This is a genomic window from Streptomyces thermoviolaceus (assembly GCF_045209695.1).
Taxonomy (GTDB): Bacteria; Actinomycetota; Actinomycetes; order Streptomycetales; family Streptomycetaceae; genus Streptomyces; species Streptomyces thermoviolaceus.
This window is the reverse complement of the sequence record NZ_CP109280.1, coordinates 3286334-3304776: the sequence shown is the minus strand read 5'-3', so window position 1 is coordinate 3304776 and position 18443 is coordinate 3286334. Positions and strand designations below refer to the sequence as shown.

Sequence of the window (18443 nt, the reverse complement as noted above, 5' to 3'; positions counted from 1 at the left end):
CGCTCCAAGAGCAGTACTAGCAGCCTCCAAGCCGAGACTCCGACCGAATAGTCAACGTTCCACCCATGAGCAACCAGTGCGAGACACTCGCTCACATACTGGCCTCTGACCGCATCCCCCGAAAGAGACACGGTAGAAGTGCTCCTTAGAAAGGAGGTGATCCAGCCGCACCTTCCGGTACGGCTACCTTGTTACGACTTCGTCCCAATCGCCAGTCCCACCTTCGACAGCTCCCTCCCACAAGGGGTTGGGCCACCGGCTTCGGGTGTTACCGACTTTCGTGACGTGACGGGCGGTGTGTACAAGGCCCGGGAACGTATTCACCGCAGCAATGCTGATCTGCGATTACTAGCGACTCCGACTTCATGGGGTCGAGTTGCAGACCCCAATCCGAACTGAGACCGGCTTTTTGAGATTCGCTCCACCTCACGGTATCGCAGCTCTTTGTACCGGCCATTGTAGCACGTGTGCAGCCCAAGACATAAGGGGCATGATGACTTGACGTCGTCCCCACCTTCCTCCGAGTTGACCCCGGCGGTCTCCCGTGAGTCCCCAGCACCACAAGGGCCTGCTGGCAACACGGGACAAGGGTTGCGCTCGTTGCGGGACTTAACCCAACATCTCACGACACGAGCTGACGACAGCCATGCACCACCTGTACACCGACCACAAGGGGGCACCCATCTCTGGATGTTTCCGGTGTATGTCAAGCCTTGGTAAGGTTCTTCGCGTTGCGTCGAATTAAGCCACATGCTCCGCCGCTTGTGCGGGCCCCCGTCAATTCCTTTGAGTTTTAGCCTTGCGGCCGTACTCCCCAGGCGGGGCACTTAATGCGTTAGCTACGGCACGGACAACGTGGAATGCTGCCCACACCTAGTGCCCACCGTTTACGGCGTGGACTACCAGGGTATCTAATCCTGTTCGCTCCCCACGCTTTCGCTCCTCAGCGTCAGTATCGGCCCAGAGATCCGCCTTCGCCACCGGTGTTCCTCCTGATATCTGCGCATTTCACCGCTACACCAGGAATTCCGATCTCCCCTACCGAACTCTAGCCTGCCCGTATCGACTGCAGACCCGGAGTTAAGCCCCGGGCTTTCACAACCGACGCGACAAGCCGCCTACGAGCTCTTTACGCCCAATAATTCCGGACAACGCTTGCGCCCTACGTATTACCGCGGCTGCTGGCACGTAGTTAGCCGGCGCTTCTTCTGCAGGTACCGTCACTTGCGCTTCTTCCCTGCTGAAAGAGGTTTACAACCCGAAGGCCGTCATCCCTCACGCGGCGTCGCTGCATCAGGCTTGCGCCCATTGTGCAATATTCCCCACTGCTGCCTCCCGTAGGAGTCTGGGCCGTGTCTCAGTCCCAGTGTGGCCGGTCGCCCTCTCAGGCCGGCTACCCGTCGTCGCCTTGGTGAGCCGTTACCTCACCAACAAGCTGATAGGCCGCGGGCTCATCCTGCACCGCCGGAGCTTTCCACCCAGAGACCATGCGGTCCTGGGTCGTATCCGGTATTAGACCCCGTTTCCAGGGCTTGTCCCAGAGTGCAGGGCAGATTGCCCACGTGTTACTCACCCGTTCGCCACTAATCCACCCCCGAAGGGGCTTCATCGTTCGACTTGCATGTGTTAAGCACGCCGCCAGCGTTCGTCCTGAGCCAGGATCAAACTCTCCGTGAATGCCTACCGGTGATCCGGTTCACACACACGGGAGCGGAACCAGAGGAAGGAATAATTCCTCCGGTTCACAGCGTCCTCGCTGTGTTTTCAAAGGAACCCAGTCACCGAAACCGAAGTTTCGGCAGACGGGGCATCAACATATCTGGCGTTGACTTTTGGCACGCTGTTGAGTTCTCAAGGAACGAACGCTTCCTTCGTACTCACCCTCTCGGGCTTTCCTCCGGGCGTTTTCCCTTCGGTGTCTCCGACTCTATCAGATCTTTCCGATCCGATGTCCTCGGCGGTTTCCGCTTTCCAGGTTCGCGCTCTCGCGTTTCCCTTTCCTGCGTTTCTGACTCTATCAGATCTCTTTCGAGCTGATCCCCGGTCAGCGGGGTTCGTCTTCCGGGCTGTTGGGCCCTTCCGACGCCTCAAACCTTAGCCGATTCCTTCCGCGATTCCCAATCGGGTCCGTGCGGATCCGGATCTGGAAACGCGAAGTCCCGTGCGAATTGATTCCGGGCACGCCGAAATCGACCCGACGGGGTGATCGTGCTGAGGGTTGGTGTGCCGCTCGTGCGGCGAGGATGCTGCCCTGGAAGCTCGACGGCCCCGTGACAACCCGAAGAACCTTACGGATCAGCGAGGGGCGCGTCAAGCCGTCGTGTCAAGATTTTTTCAGTCCAGGTCGGTGAGCCGGCCGCCGGCGTCCGGCTGGGCGTCTTCGACCCGGCGCAGCAGCCTGGTCAGCACCTCGCCGAGAGTCGTGCGCTCCTCCGGGGAGAGATCCTGCAGCAGATCACCCTCGAAGACGGAAGCCAGGCGCATGGCCTCCAGCCACTTCGCGCGACCCTCGGGGGTCAGCTCGACGATGACGCGGACCCGGTTGGACTCGTCGCGCTCCCGGGTGACCAGGCCCTCGGCGACCATGCGGTCGATGCGGTGGGTCATCGCGGCCGGGGTCAGCCCCAGACGCTTGGCGAGGTCGCTGGGGCCCATGCGGTAGGGCGGGCCGGAGAGCACCAGCGCCTTGAGGACCTCCCAGTCGGCATTGGTGATACCGAGGGCAGCGGTCTGCCGGCCGTAGGCGACGTTCATCCGGCGGTTCAGGCGGCCGAGCGCGGAGACGATCTTCTCCACCTGGGGGTCGAGGTCCTGGAACTCGCGCTGGTAGGCGGCGATCTGCTCCTCGAGGGTCGGCTCGCTGCCGATGCTGTCGATGCTGCCGTCGGTCTCTCCCATGTCCGCAGTATCGCACGCGACTGATTGGCGTTGAAGTCCTTCACTGTGTACTCTTTAGCTTCGAATTTTAGGTTCGAAGTCTTCAGGTCTCACTACCGAGGCTCGGCAAGGATCTCGGTCGACGAGCCACGACGAGCGGAGAGAAGAGACGAGCGGAGAGAAGAGAGGGGAACGTGACCAGGGCGGTGGGTGCACCGATGCGCCGGATCCACGTGGGCAACGCACTCAGCGCGTTCGGGCTCGGTTTCACTGTCCCGTATCTGTACGTCTACGTGGCACAGGTACGGGGGCTGGGATCGGTGACGGCGGGGCTGGTCCTCGCCGTGTTCGCGGCGGCCGCGCTGGTCGTGCTGCCGTTCGCCGGCCGGGCGATCGTGCGGCGCGGACCGCTTCAGGTCCTGCTCGCCGCCCTGGTCCTGGCCGCGCTGGGGTCGCTGTGCCTGGGGCTGTCGGGCGGGGTCGCGCCGGTGCTGCTGTCGGCGGCCGCCCTCGGTGCGGGACAGGCGGTGATGCAGCCCGCGCTGGCCACGATGATCGTGGACTGCTCCACGGCGGAGAACCGGTCGCGGGCGTTCGCCATGCAGTTCTTCCTGCAGAACCTGGGGCTGGGTGTCGGCGGGCTCATCGGCGGTCACCTGGTGGACACCACACGGCTGTCCTCCTTCACCCTGCTGTTCTCGCTCCAGGCCGCGGTGTTCCTGCTGCTGGTGGCCCTGATGGCGACGGTGCGGATGCCGAAGGCGCCGCGGCTGCAGCAGACCGCGGCGCAGGCCGGCACGGCCAGGGCGAGCTGGCGGCAGCTGCTGGGCGACCGGACCATGGTGCAGCTGTGCGTGCTGGGCTTCGTCCTCTTCTTCGCCTGCTACGGCCAGTTCGAGTCGGGGCTGAGCGCCTACGGCGTGGAGGCGGCCGGGGTGTCGACGTCCACGCTGGGGACGGCGCTGGCCGCGAACACGCTGATGATCGTGGTGGCGCAGTTCGTGGTGCTGCGGTTCGTGGAACGCCGGCGGCGCACCCGGGTGCTCGCCACGGTGGGCGTCGTCTGGGCCGTCGCGTGGGCCGTCGCGGCGTACGCGGGGCTCGGTGACGGCAGCCGGGCCATGGCGACGGCGGCGTTCGTGTCGACGTACGCGCTGTTCGGGCTGGGCGAGGTGATGCTGTCGCCGACGCTCGCGCCGCTGGTCGCGGATCTGGCGCCGGAGGGCATGGCCGGGCAGTACAACTCGGCGTTCGCCCTGGTGAAGCAGCTGGCGCTGGCGATCGGTCCGGCGGTGGGCGGTCCGCTGGCGGCCGCGCTGCCGGGGCCGTACGTGCTGGCGTTCACGGTGGTGTCCCTGGCCGTCAGCGTGCTCGCGCTGCGGCTGGGACGGAGCCTGACGGTCGCCCAGGATCACCCGTGGGCGGTGCGCGGCCGGGTCGTGGCGCGCGGCGGCCCCGCCGCGGAGACGATGACCGCGGACGCCTGAGCCCGGCCCTGTGTCCCGGTATCGAGGGCGGTCGTCACCGGTGGGTGGCGGCCGCCCTTGCGTGTGGCCGGCAGCCCCGGACGCGGCCTAGGGGCGTGCCGTCGGCAGCAGGAACTCGCACCAGACCGCCTTGCCGCCGCCCGGGGTGCGGCGGGCGCCCCAGTGGGAGGCGATGGTCGCCACGATCGCGATGCCGCGGCCGGACTCGTCGGCGGGCTGGGCCTGGCGGCGCCGGGGCAGATGGTCGTCGCCGTCGGTGACCTCGACGATGAGGCGGCGGTCGGTGCGGCGCAGCCGCAGCCGCATCGGAGGCGTGCCGTGCTGGAGGGAGTTGGCGACCAGTTCGCTGGCCGCGAGGACACCGGCGTCGTGCAGGTCGGGCGGGAAACGCCAGCTGGTGAGGACCCCGGAGGCGAAGGCGCGGGCGCGGGGTGCGGCCTCGACCCCGCCGAGCAGTTCGAGCGTGGCGTTGCGGAACAGCTCGCTCTCCGGGCCGGTGCGGGCGGGATGCTGCAGGACGAGGACGGCGACGTCGTCGTCGTGGCCGGCTTGCAGACCGGCCGAGCGGACCAGGCGGTCGCAGACGACCTGCGGGGTGCCGGTGGCACCGGCCAGGGCGCGTTCCAGGGCGGAGATGCCCTCGTCGATGTCCTCGTCGCGGCGTTCGACCAGTCCGTCGGTGTAGAGCACGGCGGTGGCGCCGGGGGCGAGCGGGACGGAGCCGGAGGAGTGCATCCAGCCGCCGGTGCCCAGCGGGGGTCCGGTGGGCTCGTCGGCACGGACCACGGTGCCGTTCTCGTCGCGGACGAGGATCGGCAGATGGCCGGCGGAGGCGTACACCAGCCGGCCCTCGTTGGGGTCGTGGACGGCGTAGACGCAGGTGGCGATCTGGTTGGCGTCGATCTCGGCGGCGAGTCCGTCGAGCAGCTGGAGGACCTCGTGCGGGGGCAGGTCCATGCGGGCGTAGGCGCGGACGGCGGTGCGCAGCTGGCCCATGACGGCGGCGGCGCGCACTCCGCGGCCCATGACGTCGCCGATGACGAGGGCGGTGCGGCCGCCGCCGAGGGTGATGACGTCGTACCAGTCGCCGCCGACGGCGGTTTCGGTGCCGCCGGGCTGGTAGGTGGCGGCGACGCGCAGGTCGTCGGGCTGTTCCAGGACCTGCGGCAGCAGGGAGCGCTGGAGGGTGACGGCGGTCTCGCGCTGGCTGCGTTCGCCGGCGCGCAGGCGTTCGGCGGCCTCGGCGTGGTCGGTGACGTCGGTGGCGAAGACCAGCACACCGGGCTCGGTGAGGGGTCCGTTCGCGGAGCCGGAGTCGGTGACGGGGGTGCAGGTGAAGGTGTAGGAGCGGCCGTCGGGGGCCTTGCGGGACTTCAGGGTGCGGGACTTGCCGCTGCGCAGGACCTGGTCGAGCAGCGGGAGCAGGCCCAGGTCGCGCAGTTCGGGCAGGGCGTCGCGGGCGGGTTCGCCCAGGGGGCGGCAGCCGAACGCGGAGGTGTAGGCGGCGTTGACGTAGGCGATGCGGTGGTCGGGTCCGTGGACGAGGGCGACGAGCGCGGGGACGCGGTCGAGGACGTGGCGGGTGGGGAGGTCGTCCACGGCGAGCGTCGTCGTCCGCCCGGTCGGTTGTTCGGCGCGGGCGGCGGGGACGGATCCGTCGGACCGGTGTTCCGGCGTGGTGGCCAGCGCGGTCCGTGCCGCGGCGCGGCGGTGGGTGCCGGGGAGTGCGGGGAGCCGGGCGCTCCAGCGCGTGAAGTTCACGAATCCTTGCCTCGTGTCTGTCGTCCGGGCCGGCTCCGGGCCCGGTCGGGGGGTGGGGGGACATGCGGCGGTGACCGCGCGGGGTCGCTGCCCCGTGGGGGTGCGGCACAGCGGGGGGTGGTCGTCGGCGGCCGGGGCGGACGGCCGGCCGCCCGGTGGTCGTCGACCAGTCTGGCAGCGCGGCCGCGCGCCGCCGACAACCGTCGGACGCCGGGCCGTACGGCGGAGTTCCTGGGTCCGCTCAGGACGACCCTTTCGGGTTGATGCGCGGGTCGAGAGGATGCTTTCCCCTGACCGCGAGTTCGAATTCCGCCCGTGGGTGTTCCAGTGATCCGAGGGAGACGATCTCCCGTCTGAACAGGCCGGCGAGGGTCCATTCGGCGAGCACCCGGACCTTGCGGTTGACGGTGGGCACCCGGCTGAGGTGGTAGGCACGGTGCAGGAACCAGGCCGGGTAGCCGCTGAGCCGGTGCCCGCGGATCTGGGCGACGCCCTTGTGCAGGCCGAGGGAGGCGACCGAGCCGGCGTACCGGTGGGCGTAGGTCCGCAGCGGCCGGCCGCGCAGGGCGTGGGCGATGTTGTCGGCGAGCACCTTGGCCTGGCGGACGGCGTGCTGGGCGGTGGGGGCGGTGAGTGCTCCGGGCCCGGCCGCGGTGACGTCGGGGACCGCGGCGGCGTCCCCGGCCGACCAGGCGTGCTCCACCCCCTCGACGGCCAGCTGGGCGGTGCACTTGAGGCGGCCTCGGTCGTCGCGCGGCAGGTCGGTGGCGGCGAGCAGGGGGTGCGGCCGCACGCCCGCGGTCCACACGAGGGTGCGGGTCGGCAGGCGCTGACCGTCGCTGAGGACGGCGACGCGGTCGGCGCACGACGTGAGGCGGGTGCGCAGCAGGACCTGGATGTTGCGGCGGCGCAGCTGGGTGAGGGCGTAGCGGCCCATCTCCTCGCCGACCTCGGGCAGGATGCGGTCGGAGGCCTCCACGAGGATCCACTTCATGTCCTCGGGGGTGAGGTTGTGGTAGGAGCGCGCGGCGTAGCGGGCCATGTCCTCCAGCTCGGCCAGGGCCTCCACGCCGGCGTAGCCGCCGCCGACGAAGACGAAGGTGAGGGCGGCGTCGCGGATCGCCGGGTCGCGGGTGGAGGAGGCGATGTCCATCTGCTCGATGACGTGGTTGCGCAGCCCGATGGCCTCCTCGACGGTCTTGAAGCCGATGCCGTAGTCGACGAGGCCCGGGACGGGCAGGGTGCGGGAGACGGATCCGGGCGCGAGGACGAGTTCGTCGTACGTCAGCGTCTCCGCGCCGCCCTTCTCACGGGTGGCGGGGGTGGTGAGGTGGGCGGTGCGCCGCGCGTGCTCGATGCGGGTCACCTCGCCGGTGATCACGCGGCAGCGGTCCAGGACCCGGCGCAGCGGTACGACGACGTGGCGCGGCGAGATCGCACCGGCGGCCGCCTCCGGCAGGAACGGCTGGTACGTCATATAGGGGTCGGGGGTGACGACCGTGATCTCCACTTCGCCCCGGGCGATCTCCGGTCTCATCCGGTGCTGCAGGCGCAGAGCCGTGTACATCCCGACGTAGCCGCCGCCGACAACGAGAATGCGCGCGCGTTCCTTCACCATCCCATGACGCACCCGTGACTGTCGTTTGTCCACAGGCCCCGCAATTCGTATGACCGGCGGCCGTGCGGGGCCGATGCGGTCCGCGCGGCTGTGGAAAGCGACTTGTGCGCAGGTCAGCGGGGGTGTTCGGGGGTGGAGACAGGGAGGCGGTGACCGCACCGGAGGGACGTCCTCCGATCGGGCGGCGCTCCGCCCGGAACGGGCCTCTTCTTAATTGACACGCTCTCAACTATGTTCGTCTGGCGACGGGGTGTGGAGGAGGTGGCCGGGCGTCGGAGGGGTCCCGCCGGATCCGGACAACGGCTCGGCCGAGCGTGCGTTCTCCGTTTCCGTGCACCCGCGTTGCGCACAGGCGGGGAAGTCTCCGGGGGGAGACGTGATGACCGGGGGATCACTCATGCACATTCAGGAGACTCGTTGGTCGGGCACGTCCGCCGTCGCGGCCGACGGCGGGGGAAGGGGCGTGACAGGGGGTGGCGGGCGCGGGCCGGCACCGGCGCGGACGGCGCCGCTGCGGGTGGACGCGCAGCGCAATCTGGAGCATGTGCTGCGCGCGGCGCGCGAGGTCTTCGGCGAGCTGGGCTACGGCGCGCCGATGGAGGACGTGGCGCGGCGCGCGCGGGTCGGCGTCGGCACGGTGTACCGGCGTTTTCCGAGCAAGGACGTCCTGGTGCGGCGCATAGCTCAGGAGGAGACCGCGCGGCTGACCGAGCAGGCGCGGGCCGCACTGGGCCAGGAGGAAGAACCGTGGCAGGCGCTGTCCCGCTTCCTGCGCACCTCGGTGGCCTCCGGCGCCGGCCGGCTGCTGCCGCCGCAGGTGCTGCGGGTCGGTGTCGCGGAGGAGGCGGCCGCGGAGGGCGAGGCACGGGTGCCCGCGCAGCGGACGCAGCCGGAGGCCGGACGGTCGCGGTCCGTGCGGGGTGCGGGTGCTTCCGTGGCCGGTGCGGACCGGGAGCAGGACGAGGCCGGGGTGGCGGCGCTGCTGGAGGTCGTGGGCCGGCTCGTGCAGCGGGCGCGGGACGCGGGCGAGCTGCGGCCGGACGTGACGGTGTCGGACGTGCTGCTGGTGATCGCCACGGCGGCGCCCTCGCTGCCGGACGCGGCCCAGCAGGCGGCGGCCTCGGCACGGCTGCTGGACATCCTGCTGGAGGGGTTGCGGTCCCGTCCCGCGTGAACGGGGGCGTGCGCTCCGGCACACCCCCACCGCATCACCCGTTCGGGTGAACTTCCGTTGTTCTCCTCGCGGAAGAGCAGCACGGATGGATGGCGAAGCACCGCTGCCCGCCGTCCGGCTGCTGCCGCTGTGGCACGCTGACCCGGTGACAGGGACGGGCTCGGCGTGCGGCGGGGGCTATCGGCGATGAGCGCGGGGAGGCAGGACGAGCCTCACGACGACGGCGAGGCCGATGCGGGCGGCACGCGCCGCCCGCAGGTGCCGCGCCAGGGCGGACCCGGCAGCCGCGCGCGGCGCAGGCCGGCCGGTGCCGTACCCGCGCAGAAGACCGGGCCGGCGCCGTCCGCCGGCTCCCGGCCGCCGTCCGACGCCGAGCTGATCACCCGGGTGCGCGGGGGCGACGACACGGCGTACGAGGAGCTGTACCGGCGCCATGCTCAGGCCGTGCGCCGGTATGCGCGGACCTGCTGCCGTGACGCCGACACCGCCGACGACCTGACCGCCGAGGTGTTCGCCCGCATGCTGCAGGCGGTCCGCGGCGGTGCCGGCCCCGAGCACGCGGTCCGCGCCTATCTGCTCACCACCGTCCGCCGGGTCGCCGCGCACTGGACCAGGACGACCCGCCGCGAGCACCTGGTGGACGACTTCGCGGTGTTCGCCGCCCAGGCCGCCCGCCTGCTGGAGGCCTCCGACGACGAGGCCCTGGACCTGGGCGCCGAGGTGCGGGCGATGCGGGAGGCGGAACGGTCCCTGGCCATGCGGGCCTTCCGCTCGCTGCCCGAGCGGTGGCAGGCCGTGCTGTGGCACACCGAGGTGGAGGACGAGCCGCCCAGCCAGATCGCCCGCCTGTTCGGACTGGACGCCAACGGCACCCGGGTCCTGGCCAGCCGGGCCCGCGAGGGCCTGAAACAGGCCTACCTGCAGGCTCATGTCAGCGCCGCGCTGACCGACGACGCGGAGTGCGCCCGGTACGCCGACCAGCTCGGCGGCTGGGCCCGGGGCAAGCTGCGCAGCCGCGCCGAGCGGGGCCTGCGCAAGCACCTGGCGGAGTGCGCCCGGTGCCGGCTCGCGGCCGTGCAGATCGAGGAGGTGGCCGGCGGCATCCCCGCCGTCGTTCCCGTCGCCGTCATCGGCTGGTTCGGCGCGGCCGGGTATGCCAAGGCGCTCGGCGTCGTCGCGGGCGGCGCCGGTGCCGCGGGCGCGGCGGGGGCCGCCGGGACGGCCGTGGCCGGCAACGGTGCATCCGCCGGGGGCGGTTCACCGGCCGGCGGCGCGTCCTCCGAGGGGCTGGGCACCGCGGTGAAGGCCGGCATCGCGGCCGGTGTCGTCGCCGTGGCCACCGCAGCCGCCGCCTTCGCCCTGGTCGGCCACCAGACCCCGGCCGCGCAGCACCGGGCGGCACCGCAGGCGCCGGCCTCCGTCTCCCCCGTGCCGCCGCAGGCACCGTCCCCCGCGACCCCGCCCGCGCCCGTGACTCCTCCGGCGCCGGCCCCCGCCCCGCTTGAGCCGACGTCCCGCCCCGCCCCGAAGCAGCCCACCGTCCCCGCCGCAGGGCGCCCGGACCCGACCCCCGCCCGCACACTCACTCCGTCGCCGTCCCCCACACGCACCTCGGCACCCACACCCGCGCCCACTCCATCCCCCACACGCACCTCAGCACCCACACCCGCGCCCACCCCATCCCCCACACGCACCTCGCCACCCACACCCGTCCCCACCCCCATGCCGACCGCGACGCCCACCCCGGTGCCGACCCCCGCGCCCACGCCCCCACCCGCGCCGACGGTCTTCGCGCTGAACCGGCTGCACTACGACGTCACCTCGGACGGCACCGCGCCCGCGATCCGTCTGCGGGACAGCGGGTGGATCTGGCGACGGCACAGCCAGTGGATCGGCCGCACGCGCTACCGGCACGGGGTGACCGTCCACGGCCGGTCCACGGTGACCGTGGACCTCAACCGCCCGTGCTCGGCCTACCGGGCACGAGTCGGCGGGGACGATCTGACCGCGGCTCTGGGCCACGGCGGGTTCACCTTCTCCGTGTACGCCGACGGCGTCCGGCTGTGGACCGGAACACCGGAACCCGGCGGCCCCGCCCTGCCGGTCCGGGTGGACCTCACCGGCCACCGCACCGTACGACTGGTCGTCGAGGCGCACCGCCCCCTCGGCCGCCTGGCCCTCGCGGACTGGGCGCAGGCGCGATTCGTCTGCCGCTGACACGACCGTCCCGACGCCGGCTTCCTGACTCCGCCATCCAGCCCCTGCCCTCCGGGCACGGGCTCCCTGACGCTGCCGTCCGATCCCTGGCATCCGGACAACGGTGTCCGGGCATCGGCGTCCGGACACCGGCGCCCGGACGGGAGCTGCACGGACGACGCCGGTCCGGCCGTCGCGCAGGTCGGACCACGCCTCCTGGTGCTGGCGGTCGGTCAGCAGCGGCCTCTGCGCCGGCGGGAAGTACCGCAGCTGAAGGGTTTCCGCGTCCTGTCGCAGCTGAAGGGTCTCCGCGTCCCGTCCGCCCGGCTGCCCGCCGGCGACCGAGCAGCGGAAGAACACGGTGATCGGCTGCACCGCGTCACCATCGGGGCAGCGGTGCCCGCCCTTGGTGTACACGCCGAGCAGCGCGTCCAGGCGCACCCGCAGTCCGGTCTCCTCCTCCGTCTCCCGCACCGACGCCTCGGCCGCCGGCACTCGCCCGGTTCGATCGCACCGCGCGGGAAACCCCACGCGCCGTCGTCCCCGCGCCGCCGCAGCAGAACGCCTCCCTCGGTCACCACGCACGCGGCGGCGAAGTCGAGCTGGAGAGGGGACGTTCCGGCTCGGGACCGTGTCCAGCCGATGGAGTCGGACATGAAGGAACGTCCTCCCGGTCGGTCGACGGCCGTGGGGATGCGCGTCGCGGTTCAGCGGCCGGCGGGTGCGCAGGCCCGCCGGGCCCCGTCCAGTTCGGACAGCACCTCGTCCGGGGTGAGAGCGGCGCCCCGGTCGTGCTCGGCGGTGCGCTGCTCGGGGGTGAGGGCCGCGCGGGCGGCGGCCTCGATCCGCTGCGCCCGCGCCCGTTCGGGCACGCTGCGCGGCGAACCGTCCCGCCATTTACCGGCGGCCGCGAGCAGCCGCAGCGCACGGGGCACGTCCCCCAGGTCGGCCAGCATCTGCGCGGCCATCTCCGCGAGCGCCGCCGTGACGATCCGCGAGCACCGCTGCTCGACGGCCAGGCGCAGGGCGTCCGCCAGCAGGGGCAGCCCCGCTGGGGTCCCGACTCGCCGGCCGTGATGCACGCACCCAGCCCCCGCAGCCCCGCCTCGAACTGCGGTGGTGGAGTGCGAGGGGGACCTGGCCGGGGCGCGCGCCCACTGGGAGCAGGCCCGCGCCCAGAGCCGGCGCGCGGGGGCCGCCCACGGGTAGAGCTGTGCCCTGGTCGTCCTCCGCCTGGGTGACGCCCAGGATCGTGTACCGCATCGGGACATTGCCGCCGGGAGAGGCCGCCGGGGCACCCGCTGTCCCCTCGGCCGCCGCACCCCGGCCACGACGCCCACCCGCTACGACGCTCACGACGCTCCCCGGCCAGCACGCGCCCCTGCTGCGACGGCCGTCCACCACGCGCCCCGCCACGACGGCCGTCCACCGCACGCCCCCGCCACGACGGCCCCGAGGACCACGTGCCCCGGCTGTGACGATCCCCCGCTACGAGGCGCGCCCACCGGAGGCGAGCAGCCCCCGCTGGGGTGTGATGCCGGCGGGTACGGCACGCGCCCGGCCCGGGGTGCCGGTCCAGCAGGTGCCGCGGCGGGTCAGCAGCCGCCGCAGCCACAGTTCCATGGAGACCAGGTGGGCCAGGCCGTCCAGCGGCAGCGGCGCGCCCTGGGCCGCGGCCCGCACGGCCTTGCGGACCACGCGCGCCTCGATCAGCCCGGCGTCGGCGAGCAAAGGGGCGGCGAACAAGGAGATGAGGTCGTCGGCCGCTCTGCGCAGCCCGGCGCGGGCGGCGGCGGACGCCTCCGCGGGGGAGGGGGTGCCCCAGCCGGGGGGCAGTTCGCCCACTCCGGCGCCTTCCAGGACGGTGCGCAGCACGGCCGCGCGCGCTCCGGGCCTCACCCGCAGTGCCTCCGGCAGGGCACGGCAGGCGCGCACGACCTGGTTGTCGAGGAACGGGGCGTGCAGCCGCTGGGAGCGGATCTCCGCCGCCTGCTCCAGGACCCGCAGGTCGGCGGCGTGCCGGGCCAGTGCGGCCCGCGCGCGGTGATCGCCCGGGCGCTGGCCCGGGCCGAACGTGGAACGGCCCGTCGCACTCTGCAGGCGAACCGATACTTCAGCCAGGGCCTCGCCTGTCAGCCAGCGTGCGGCGGGCCCGGGTCCGGCCCAGGACAGGGCGGCGAGCGAGGCGCCCGCTGCGCCCGCGGGCTCGTCGAGGTGGCGGTGCAGCAGCCGTTGAGCGAGCAGGTCGATGCCCGCCCGGTACGGGGTGCGGGCCAGCCGGCGTGCCGCGGCGTAGACACGGGCGGGGACCGTCACCGAGCCGTCGGCCTTGGCCAGGGCGGCGACGGGCCGGACGAGATGGCGTCGTTTGCGGTCCATCAGCAGGTCGGCCAGGCGCGCGGGGTGGGCGTCGAGCACCTGGCGGGCGCCGTGCCCGGTGAAGTGGTCGGCGCTGCCCGCGGCCAGGCGGGCACGGTGCCGTGCCGCGGTGACCAGTGCGGGGCCGGGCTCGTCGGTGAGCGGGCCGTCCAGGACGGCGTACGGCAGGACGTCCTCGCCGCCGGTGACGACCACGTGGTGCAGGCGCGGGTTGGCCGCGATCGCGCCGGCCCGCTCCAGTTCCGCCTCGCCGCCGCCGGTGACGAGGTCGTTGAAGGTGACGGCCAGCAGGCGTTCCCCGGCGCCGGTGCCGTGGCCGTGCAGGGTGCCGGGGTTGCCGGGCAGGCCGGCGGCGAGCAGCGCGAGCGTCGCCGAGGCCGGTCCCCCGGACAGGTCCGCGCCCACGCCCGGCACCGGCATGCCGCGGGCGGCACGGCGGTCGGCGGGGCCCATCCCGGGCACCGGCCCGGGATCGACCGCGGGCACGTGGCGGGGTGCCGTCAGCCGGACCCGGACGGCCTCGACCAGGGCGTCCCTCACGGCGTCCACGGCGCTGCGCGGGTCGGCCGGTGGCGCCGCCACGGCGAGCGAGGCCACCGGTTCGTACCCGGCGATCTCGGCGGCACCGGTGCGCAGGATCAGGGCGTGTCCCGGCGGGACGCGCCGCACCCCGGCGTAGGGCGTGGAGTCCTGCAGCGCGGCGGGCACGTCCGGGGCGGCCAGCAGGGCGGCGAGGTGGGCGATGTCGAGGTCGGCCTCGACGAGGTCGGCCAGCGGCAGCGCGGCCGTGGCGTACGCCGTGCCGCCGGCCCACGGGGTGTGGAAGACGGGGCGGACTCCGGCGAGGTCGCCGCAGACGGTGATGCGGCGGCCGACCTGGACGACGGCCGTGTAGCTGCCCGGCCAGGCGGTCAGATGACGCAGTGCGCCCCCGCGCGCGGCGAGCAGGCCGACCCGCAGCTGTTCGTCGGTGGCGCCGCAGATGCCGAGCACGGCGATCCTGGTCTGCGCGTCGGCCTCCACCAGCCGGATCTCGTCCGGACGCCAGTCGCCGACCGCCCACAGCGGATCGGGGTCGCCCCACAGCAGCTGGGACCCCACGGGAGACAGGGTCTCCCCGTCGTCGCCGGCGGCGCCCGCGAAGCCGAGGCCGCCCGTTCTCGCGGCGGCGCTGCTCCACCCCACCAACCACCGCATCGACGCCTCCACGGCCTGTGGACATCCAGTGCACGGTACGAACCGGGTCCCATGCTGCCACGAAGAGGGCGCACGGGCGGGCAGGCGCAGCGACCGTCATGGCACCTGGTGCGCCCCCCGTGCACCCGTCTGCTGCGGCGAACCACTGTGTCTGACACGGGAGATGACGACGCGGACGCATGGCGCCGGCGATCCGGCACGCGTCGGCCGCGCGTCCGCCCGGCATGTGCCCGTCGACCTGAATGCGCCCCTGATGCGCCCGGCCCGGCACCCCGCGCACACCCAAGTGCCGTGGTGACAAAGGGAGTTGATGGCGAGAAGCTGAATCGATTTTCAGCCAAATAGGGAGAACATACCGCAGGCGCGAGCACGCTCCGTGCATGCCGCGCACCATGCACGACCGGCGCGCGGTCCGGGAGACGGAGGACGCCTCCCGGACCGTTCCGCCGCCCGCGGGGATCGAAGCGGCGGTGTCCCCCAGCCCACTGGCTCCAGTACAGCGGGCCGACCCACGCACCACCATGGAACCGCCCCCCGGCCGGCCGGAGGAGAGCGCACACACGGGCGCACGGCCACACAGCGGGAGCACACGACGACGGTGCGTGAGGACCCCCGCCGGCGGCGCGGGCCACATTCCCGCCATCCGACAGAATGCCCCTTAACGCTTGGGATGCGGCGAACTACGCTGGGTTTACGAATGCCGCGGGGTTATGCCAAGCGGCAGCCGTCTGTTCGAGGGGTGGCGCATGTCCAGGGAGCAACGCGGGCCGAACGAGAAACTCGGCGCCGTTCTCGCCCTCGCGGGGATCAGCAACGCAGGGCTCGCGCGACGCGTCAACGACCTCGGCGCCCAACGCGGGCTGACTCTTCGCTACGACAAGACCTCGGTGGCGCGCTGGGTGTCGAAGGGCATGGTGCCGCAGGGCGCCGCGCCGCACCTCATCGCCGCCGCCATCGGGCAGAAGCTCGGCCGTCCGGTGCCGCTCCACGAGATCGGCCTGGCCGAGGCGGATCCCGCGCCCGAGGTGGGGCTCTCCTTCCCCCGGGACGTCAGTCAGGCGGTGAAGTCGGCGACCGAGCTGTACCGGCTCGACCTGGCCGGCCGACGGGCCGGGTCCGGCAGCATCTGGCAGTCGCTCGCCGGGTCGTTCGCGGTCAGCGCCTACGCCACCCCCGCCTCCCGGTGGCTGATATCCCCGGCCGACAGCTCGGTGGCGCGCGAGGCCCCCGCGACGGAGGGTTCCGGCGCACCGGTCAAGGTCGGCCACAGCGATGTGCAGAAACTCCGGGAGGCCGCCGAGGACGCCCGGCGCTGGGACTCCAAGTACGGCGGCGGCGACTGGCGTTCGTCCATGGTGCCCGAGTGCTTACGGGTGGAGGCGACGCCGCTGCTGCTCGGCTCGTACTCCGACGAGGTGGGCCGGGCCCTGTTCGGGGCGAGCGCGGAACTGACCCGCCTCGCCGGCTGGATGGCCTTCGACACCGGCCAGCAGGAAGCCGCCCAGCGCTACTACATCCAGGCGCTGCGGCTGGCCCGGGCCGCGGCCGACGTCCCTCTGGGCGGCTACGTGCTCGCGTCGATGTCCCTGCAGGCCACCTACCGCGGCTTCGGCGACGAAGGCGTCGACCTGGCGCAGGCCGCCCTGGAACGCAACCGCGGCCTGGCCACGGCACGCACCATGAGCTTCTTCCACCTCGTCGAGGCCCGCGCCCACGCCCGCGCGGGCGACGCCCAGGCCGCCGGCGCCGCCCTGAAAGCCGCGGAGAGCTGGCTGGAGCGCAGCCGGGACGGCGACAACGACCCCTCCTGGCTCGGCTTCTACGGCTACGACCGGTTCGCCGCCGACGCCGCCGAGTGCTACCGCGACCTCAAGGCGCCCCGGCAGGTCCGCCGCTTCACGGAGCAGGCCCTGTCCCAGCCGACCGAGGAGTACGTCCGCTCGCACGGCCTGCGCCTGGTCGTCTCCGCGGTGGCCGAACTGGAGTCGGGCAACCTGGACACCGCCTGCGAGCAGGGCCAACGGGCCGTGGAGGTCGCCGGACGCATCTCCTCGGCGCGCACCACGGAGTACGTCAAGGACCTGCTGCACCGCCTGGAGCCCTACGGCGACGAACCGTGCGTGGCGGAGCTGCGCGAGCGCGCCCGGCCTCTGCTGACGGCGCCCGCCTGAGCCCCGCACGGTCCCGGCTCCGGCCCCCGCGCGTCCGGCGCACCTGCATTCGGCGCACCCGCGTCCGGCGCACCCGCGTCCGGCGCACCTGCATTCGGGGCCCCGCGTCCGGCGCACCTGCATTCGGGGCCCCGCTCGCCCGTTTCGCCTCGCCCGTTTCGCTTCGCTCGTTTCGCCTCGCCCGTTTCGCCTCGCTCGTGCGCGAAGGCGCTCGCCGGGCTGCCGGACGGGCTGCGTTCTGCCGTTCTTCCCGGCATTGTCAGTGGCGCAGTGCACGATCGGATCCGGGAGGTGCGGCGGGTGCGGGACAGGATCGCTCATGACGGTGACGTGCTGGTGGTCGGTGGCGGGATCGTCGGCCTGTCGACGGCCTGGGCGATCACCCGCGCCGCGCCGGGCACACGCGTGATCGTGCTGGAGAAGGAGCCGGACCTGGCCCGGCACCAGACGGGACGCAACAGCGGGGTGATCCACAGCGGGATCTACTACCGCCCCGGCTCCCTCAAGGCCCGCTACGCGGTGCGCGGCGCCGCCGAGATGGTCAAGTTCTGCGCGGAGTACGGCATCGCCCACGCCGTCACCGGCAAACTGATCGTCGCCACCGACCGGGAGGAGCTGCCCCGCCTGCACGCCCTGGTGCAGCGCGGCCGGGAGAACGGCATCCCGGTGCGCGAACTGGGCCCCGCCCAGATCACCGAGTACGAGCCCGAGGTGCGCGGAGTCGCCGCGATCCATGTGGGCACCACGGGCATCTGCGACTACACGGCAGTGGCCCGGCAGCTGGCCGAGGCCTCGGGCGCGCAGATCCGCTGCGGGGCCCGGGTGGTCCAGGTGGACCGGCGGCCCGATCTGGGGGTGGCGGTGCGCACGGCCGCCGGCGACGTGCTGCGCGCCCGCGTGCTGGTGAACTGCGCGGGGCTGCACTGCGACGAGGTGGCCCGGCTGGCCGGCGACGACCCGGACGTGCGGATCGTGCCGTTCCGCGGGGAGTACTACACGCTCGCGCGCCCCGAGCTGGTGCGCGGACTGGTGTACCCGGTGCCGGATCCGGCGTTCCCGTTCCTCGGGGTGCATCTGACCCGGGGCATCGACGGCAGCGTCCACATCGGACCCAATGCGGTACCGGCGCTGGCCCGGGAGGGCTACGCCTGGTCGGTGGTGCGGCCCCGGGAGCTGGCGTCCACGCTCGGCTGGCCCGGCAGCCGGCACCTCGCCCGCCGGCACTGGCGCCACGGGGCCGGGGAGCTGCGACGGTCGGTGTCCAAGGCGGCGTTCACCTCGGCGGTGCGGCGACTGCTGCCCGGGGTGCGAGAGGAGGATCTGGTGCCCGCGCCGGCCGGTGTGCGCGCCCAGGCGGTGCTGCGGGACGGCACGCTGGTGGACGACTTCCTCATCCGGCAGGGCGTCCGGACGGTGCATGTGCTCAACGCACCCTCGCCGGCCGCCACCGCCGCGCTGCCGATCGGCAGGGAGGTGGCCCGCAGGGCGCTGGAGGTGCTGGAGCAGGTGCGGTGATCCGGACACCGCCCGGCTGCCCGGCCGTCCGGTCCCGGTCCCGTGGACGGAACGAAGCGGCAGGTCCG

Annotated in this window: 10 protein-coding genes, 1 rRNA gene and 1 pseudogene; 5 read left to right on the top strand and 7 right to left on the bottom strand. The window is 72.9% G+C overall.

Annotation, left to right across the window (positions count from 1 at the left end; all coding sequences use genetic code 11):
- Positions 1-149: 149 nt before the first annotated feature.
- Positions 150-1677, bottom strand: a 16S ribosomal RNA gene (locus tag OG899_RS14455).
- A gap of 657 nt (positions 1678-2334) precedes the next feature.
- Positions 2335-2898, bottom strand: coding sequence for a MarR family winged helix-turn-helix transcriptional regulator (locus tag OG899_RS14450; protein WP_125500693.1), 564 nt, complete (start codon positions 2896-2898; stop codon positions 2335-2337).
- Positions 2899-3095: 197 nt separating this feature from the next.
- Here OG899_RS14450 and OG899_RS14445 point away from each other — a divergent pair, with 197 nt between their 5' ends.
- Positions 3096-4364 carry an MFS transporter gene (locus OG899_RS14445; RefSeq protein WP_406311192.1) on the top strand — a complete coding sequence of 423 codons (1269 nt, stop codon included), beginning with the start codon at positions 3096-3098 and terminating at the stop codon, positions 4362-4364.
- 87 nt (positions 4365-4451) lie between these two features.
- Here OG899_RS14445 and OG899_RS14440 read toward each other — a convergent pair whose 3' ends face one another.
- Both OG899_RS14440 and OG899_RS14435 read right to left on the bottom strand, forming a co-directional pair.
- Entirely contained in the window at positions 4452-6125 is a 1674-nt protein-coding gene (locus tag OG899_RS14440; protein WP_125500692.1) for a SpoIIE family protein phosphatase, read from the bottom strand.
- 241 nt (positions 6126-6366) lie between these two features.
- Positions 6367-7743: an NAD(P)/FAD-dependent oxidoreductase gene (locus OG899_RS14435; RefSeq protein ID WP_168132378.1), complete on the bottom strand. Its 1377-nt coding sequence runs from the start codon at positions 7741-7743 to the stop codon at positions 6367-6369.
- A 397-nt stretch (positions 7744-8140) separates the two neighbouring features.
- Between OG899_RS14435 and OG899_RS14430 the strand changes: the two genes are divergently transcribed.
- Both OG899_RS14430 and OG899_RS14425 read left to right on the top strand, forming a co-directional pair.
- Positions 8141-8917, top strand: a complete 777-nt coding sequence (locus OG899_RS14430) for a TetR/AcrR family transcriptional regulator (protein WP_125500690.1) — start codon at positions 8141-8143, stop codon at positions 8915-8917.
- 186 nt (positions 8918-9103) lie between these two features.
- The gene (locus tag OG899_RS14425; RefSeq protein WP_406311050.1) at positions 9104-11134 is read left to right on the top strand and encodes a sigma-70 family RNA polymerase sigma factor; all 2031 of its coding nucleotides are present in this window, start codon (positions 9104-9106) and stop codon (positions 11132-11134) included.
- Positions 11135-11362: 228 nt separating this feature from the next.
- Here the strand turns inward: OG899_RS14425 and OG899_RS14420 are convergent.
- The 3 genes and pseudogenes from OG899_RS14420 to OG899_RS14410 all read right to left on the bottom strand — a co-directional run.
- Positions 11363-11587, bottom strand: a pseudogene (locus OG899_RS14420) (NUDIX domain-containing protein); the annotation flags it as partial.
- Between the two features lie 233 nt (positions 11588-11820).
- The gene (locus tag OG899_RS14415) at positions 11821-12195 is read right to left on the bottom strand and encodes a hypothetical protein (protein ID WP_125499763.1); all 375 of its coding nucleotides are present in this window, start codon (positions 12193-12195) and stop codon (positions 11821-11823) included.
- Between the two features lie 406 nt (positions 12196-12601).
- On the bottom strand, positions 12602-14689 hold the full coding sequence (locus OG899_RS14410) for an asparagine synthase-related protein (protein WP_189428443.1): 2088 nt from the start codon (positions 14687-14689) through the stop codon (positions 12602-12604).
- Positions 14690-15435: 746 nt separating this feature from the next.
- Between OG899_RS14410 and OG899_RS14405 the strand changes: the two genes are divergently transcribed.
- Entirely contained in the window at positions 15436-16860 is a 1425-nt protein-coding gene (locus OG899_RS14405; protein ID WP_125499765.1) for an MFS transporter, read from the top strand.
- A gap of 300 nt (positions 16861-17160) precedes the next feature.
- On the top strand, positions 17161-18375 hold the full coding sequence (gene lhgO / locus OG899_RS14400) for an L-2-hydroxyglutarate oxidase (protein WP_373296106.1): 1215 nt from the start codon (positions 17161-17163) through the stop codon (positions 18373-18375).
- The last annotated feature ends 68 nt before the right edge of the window (positions 18376-18443 follow it).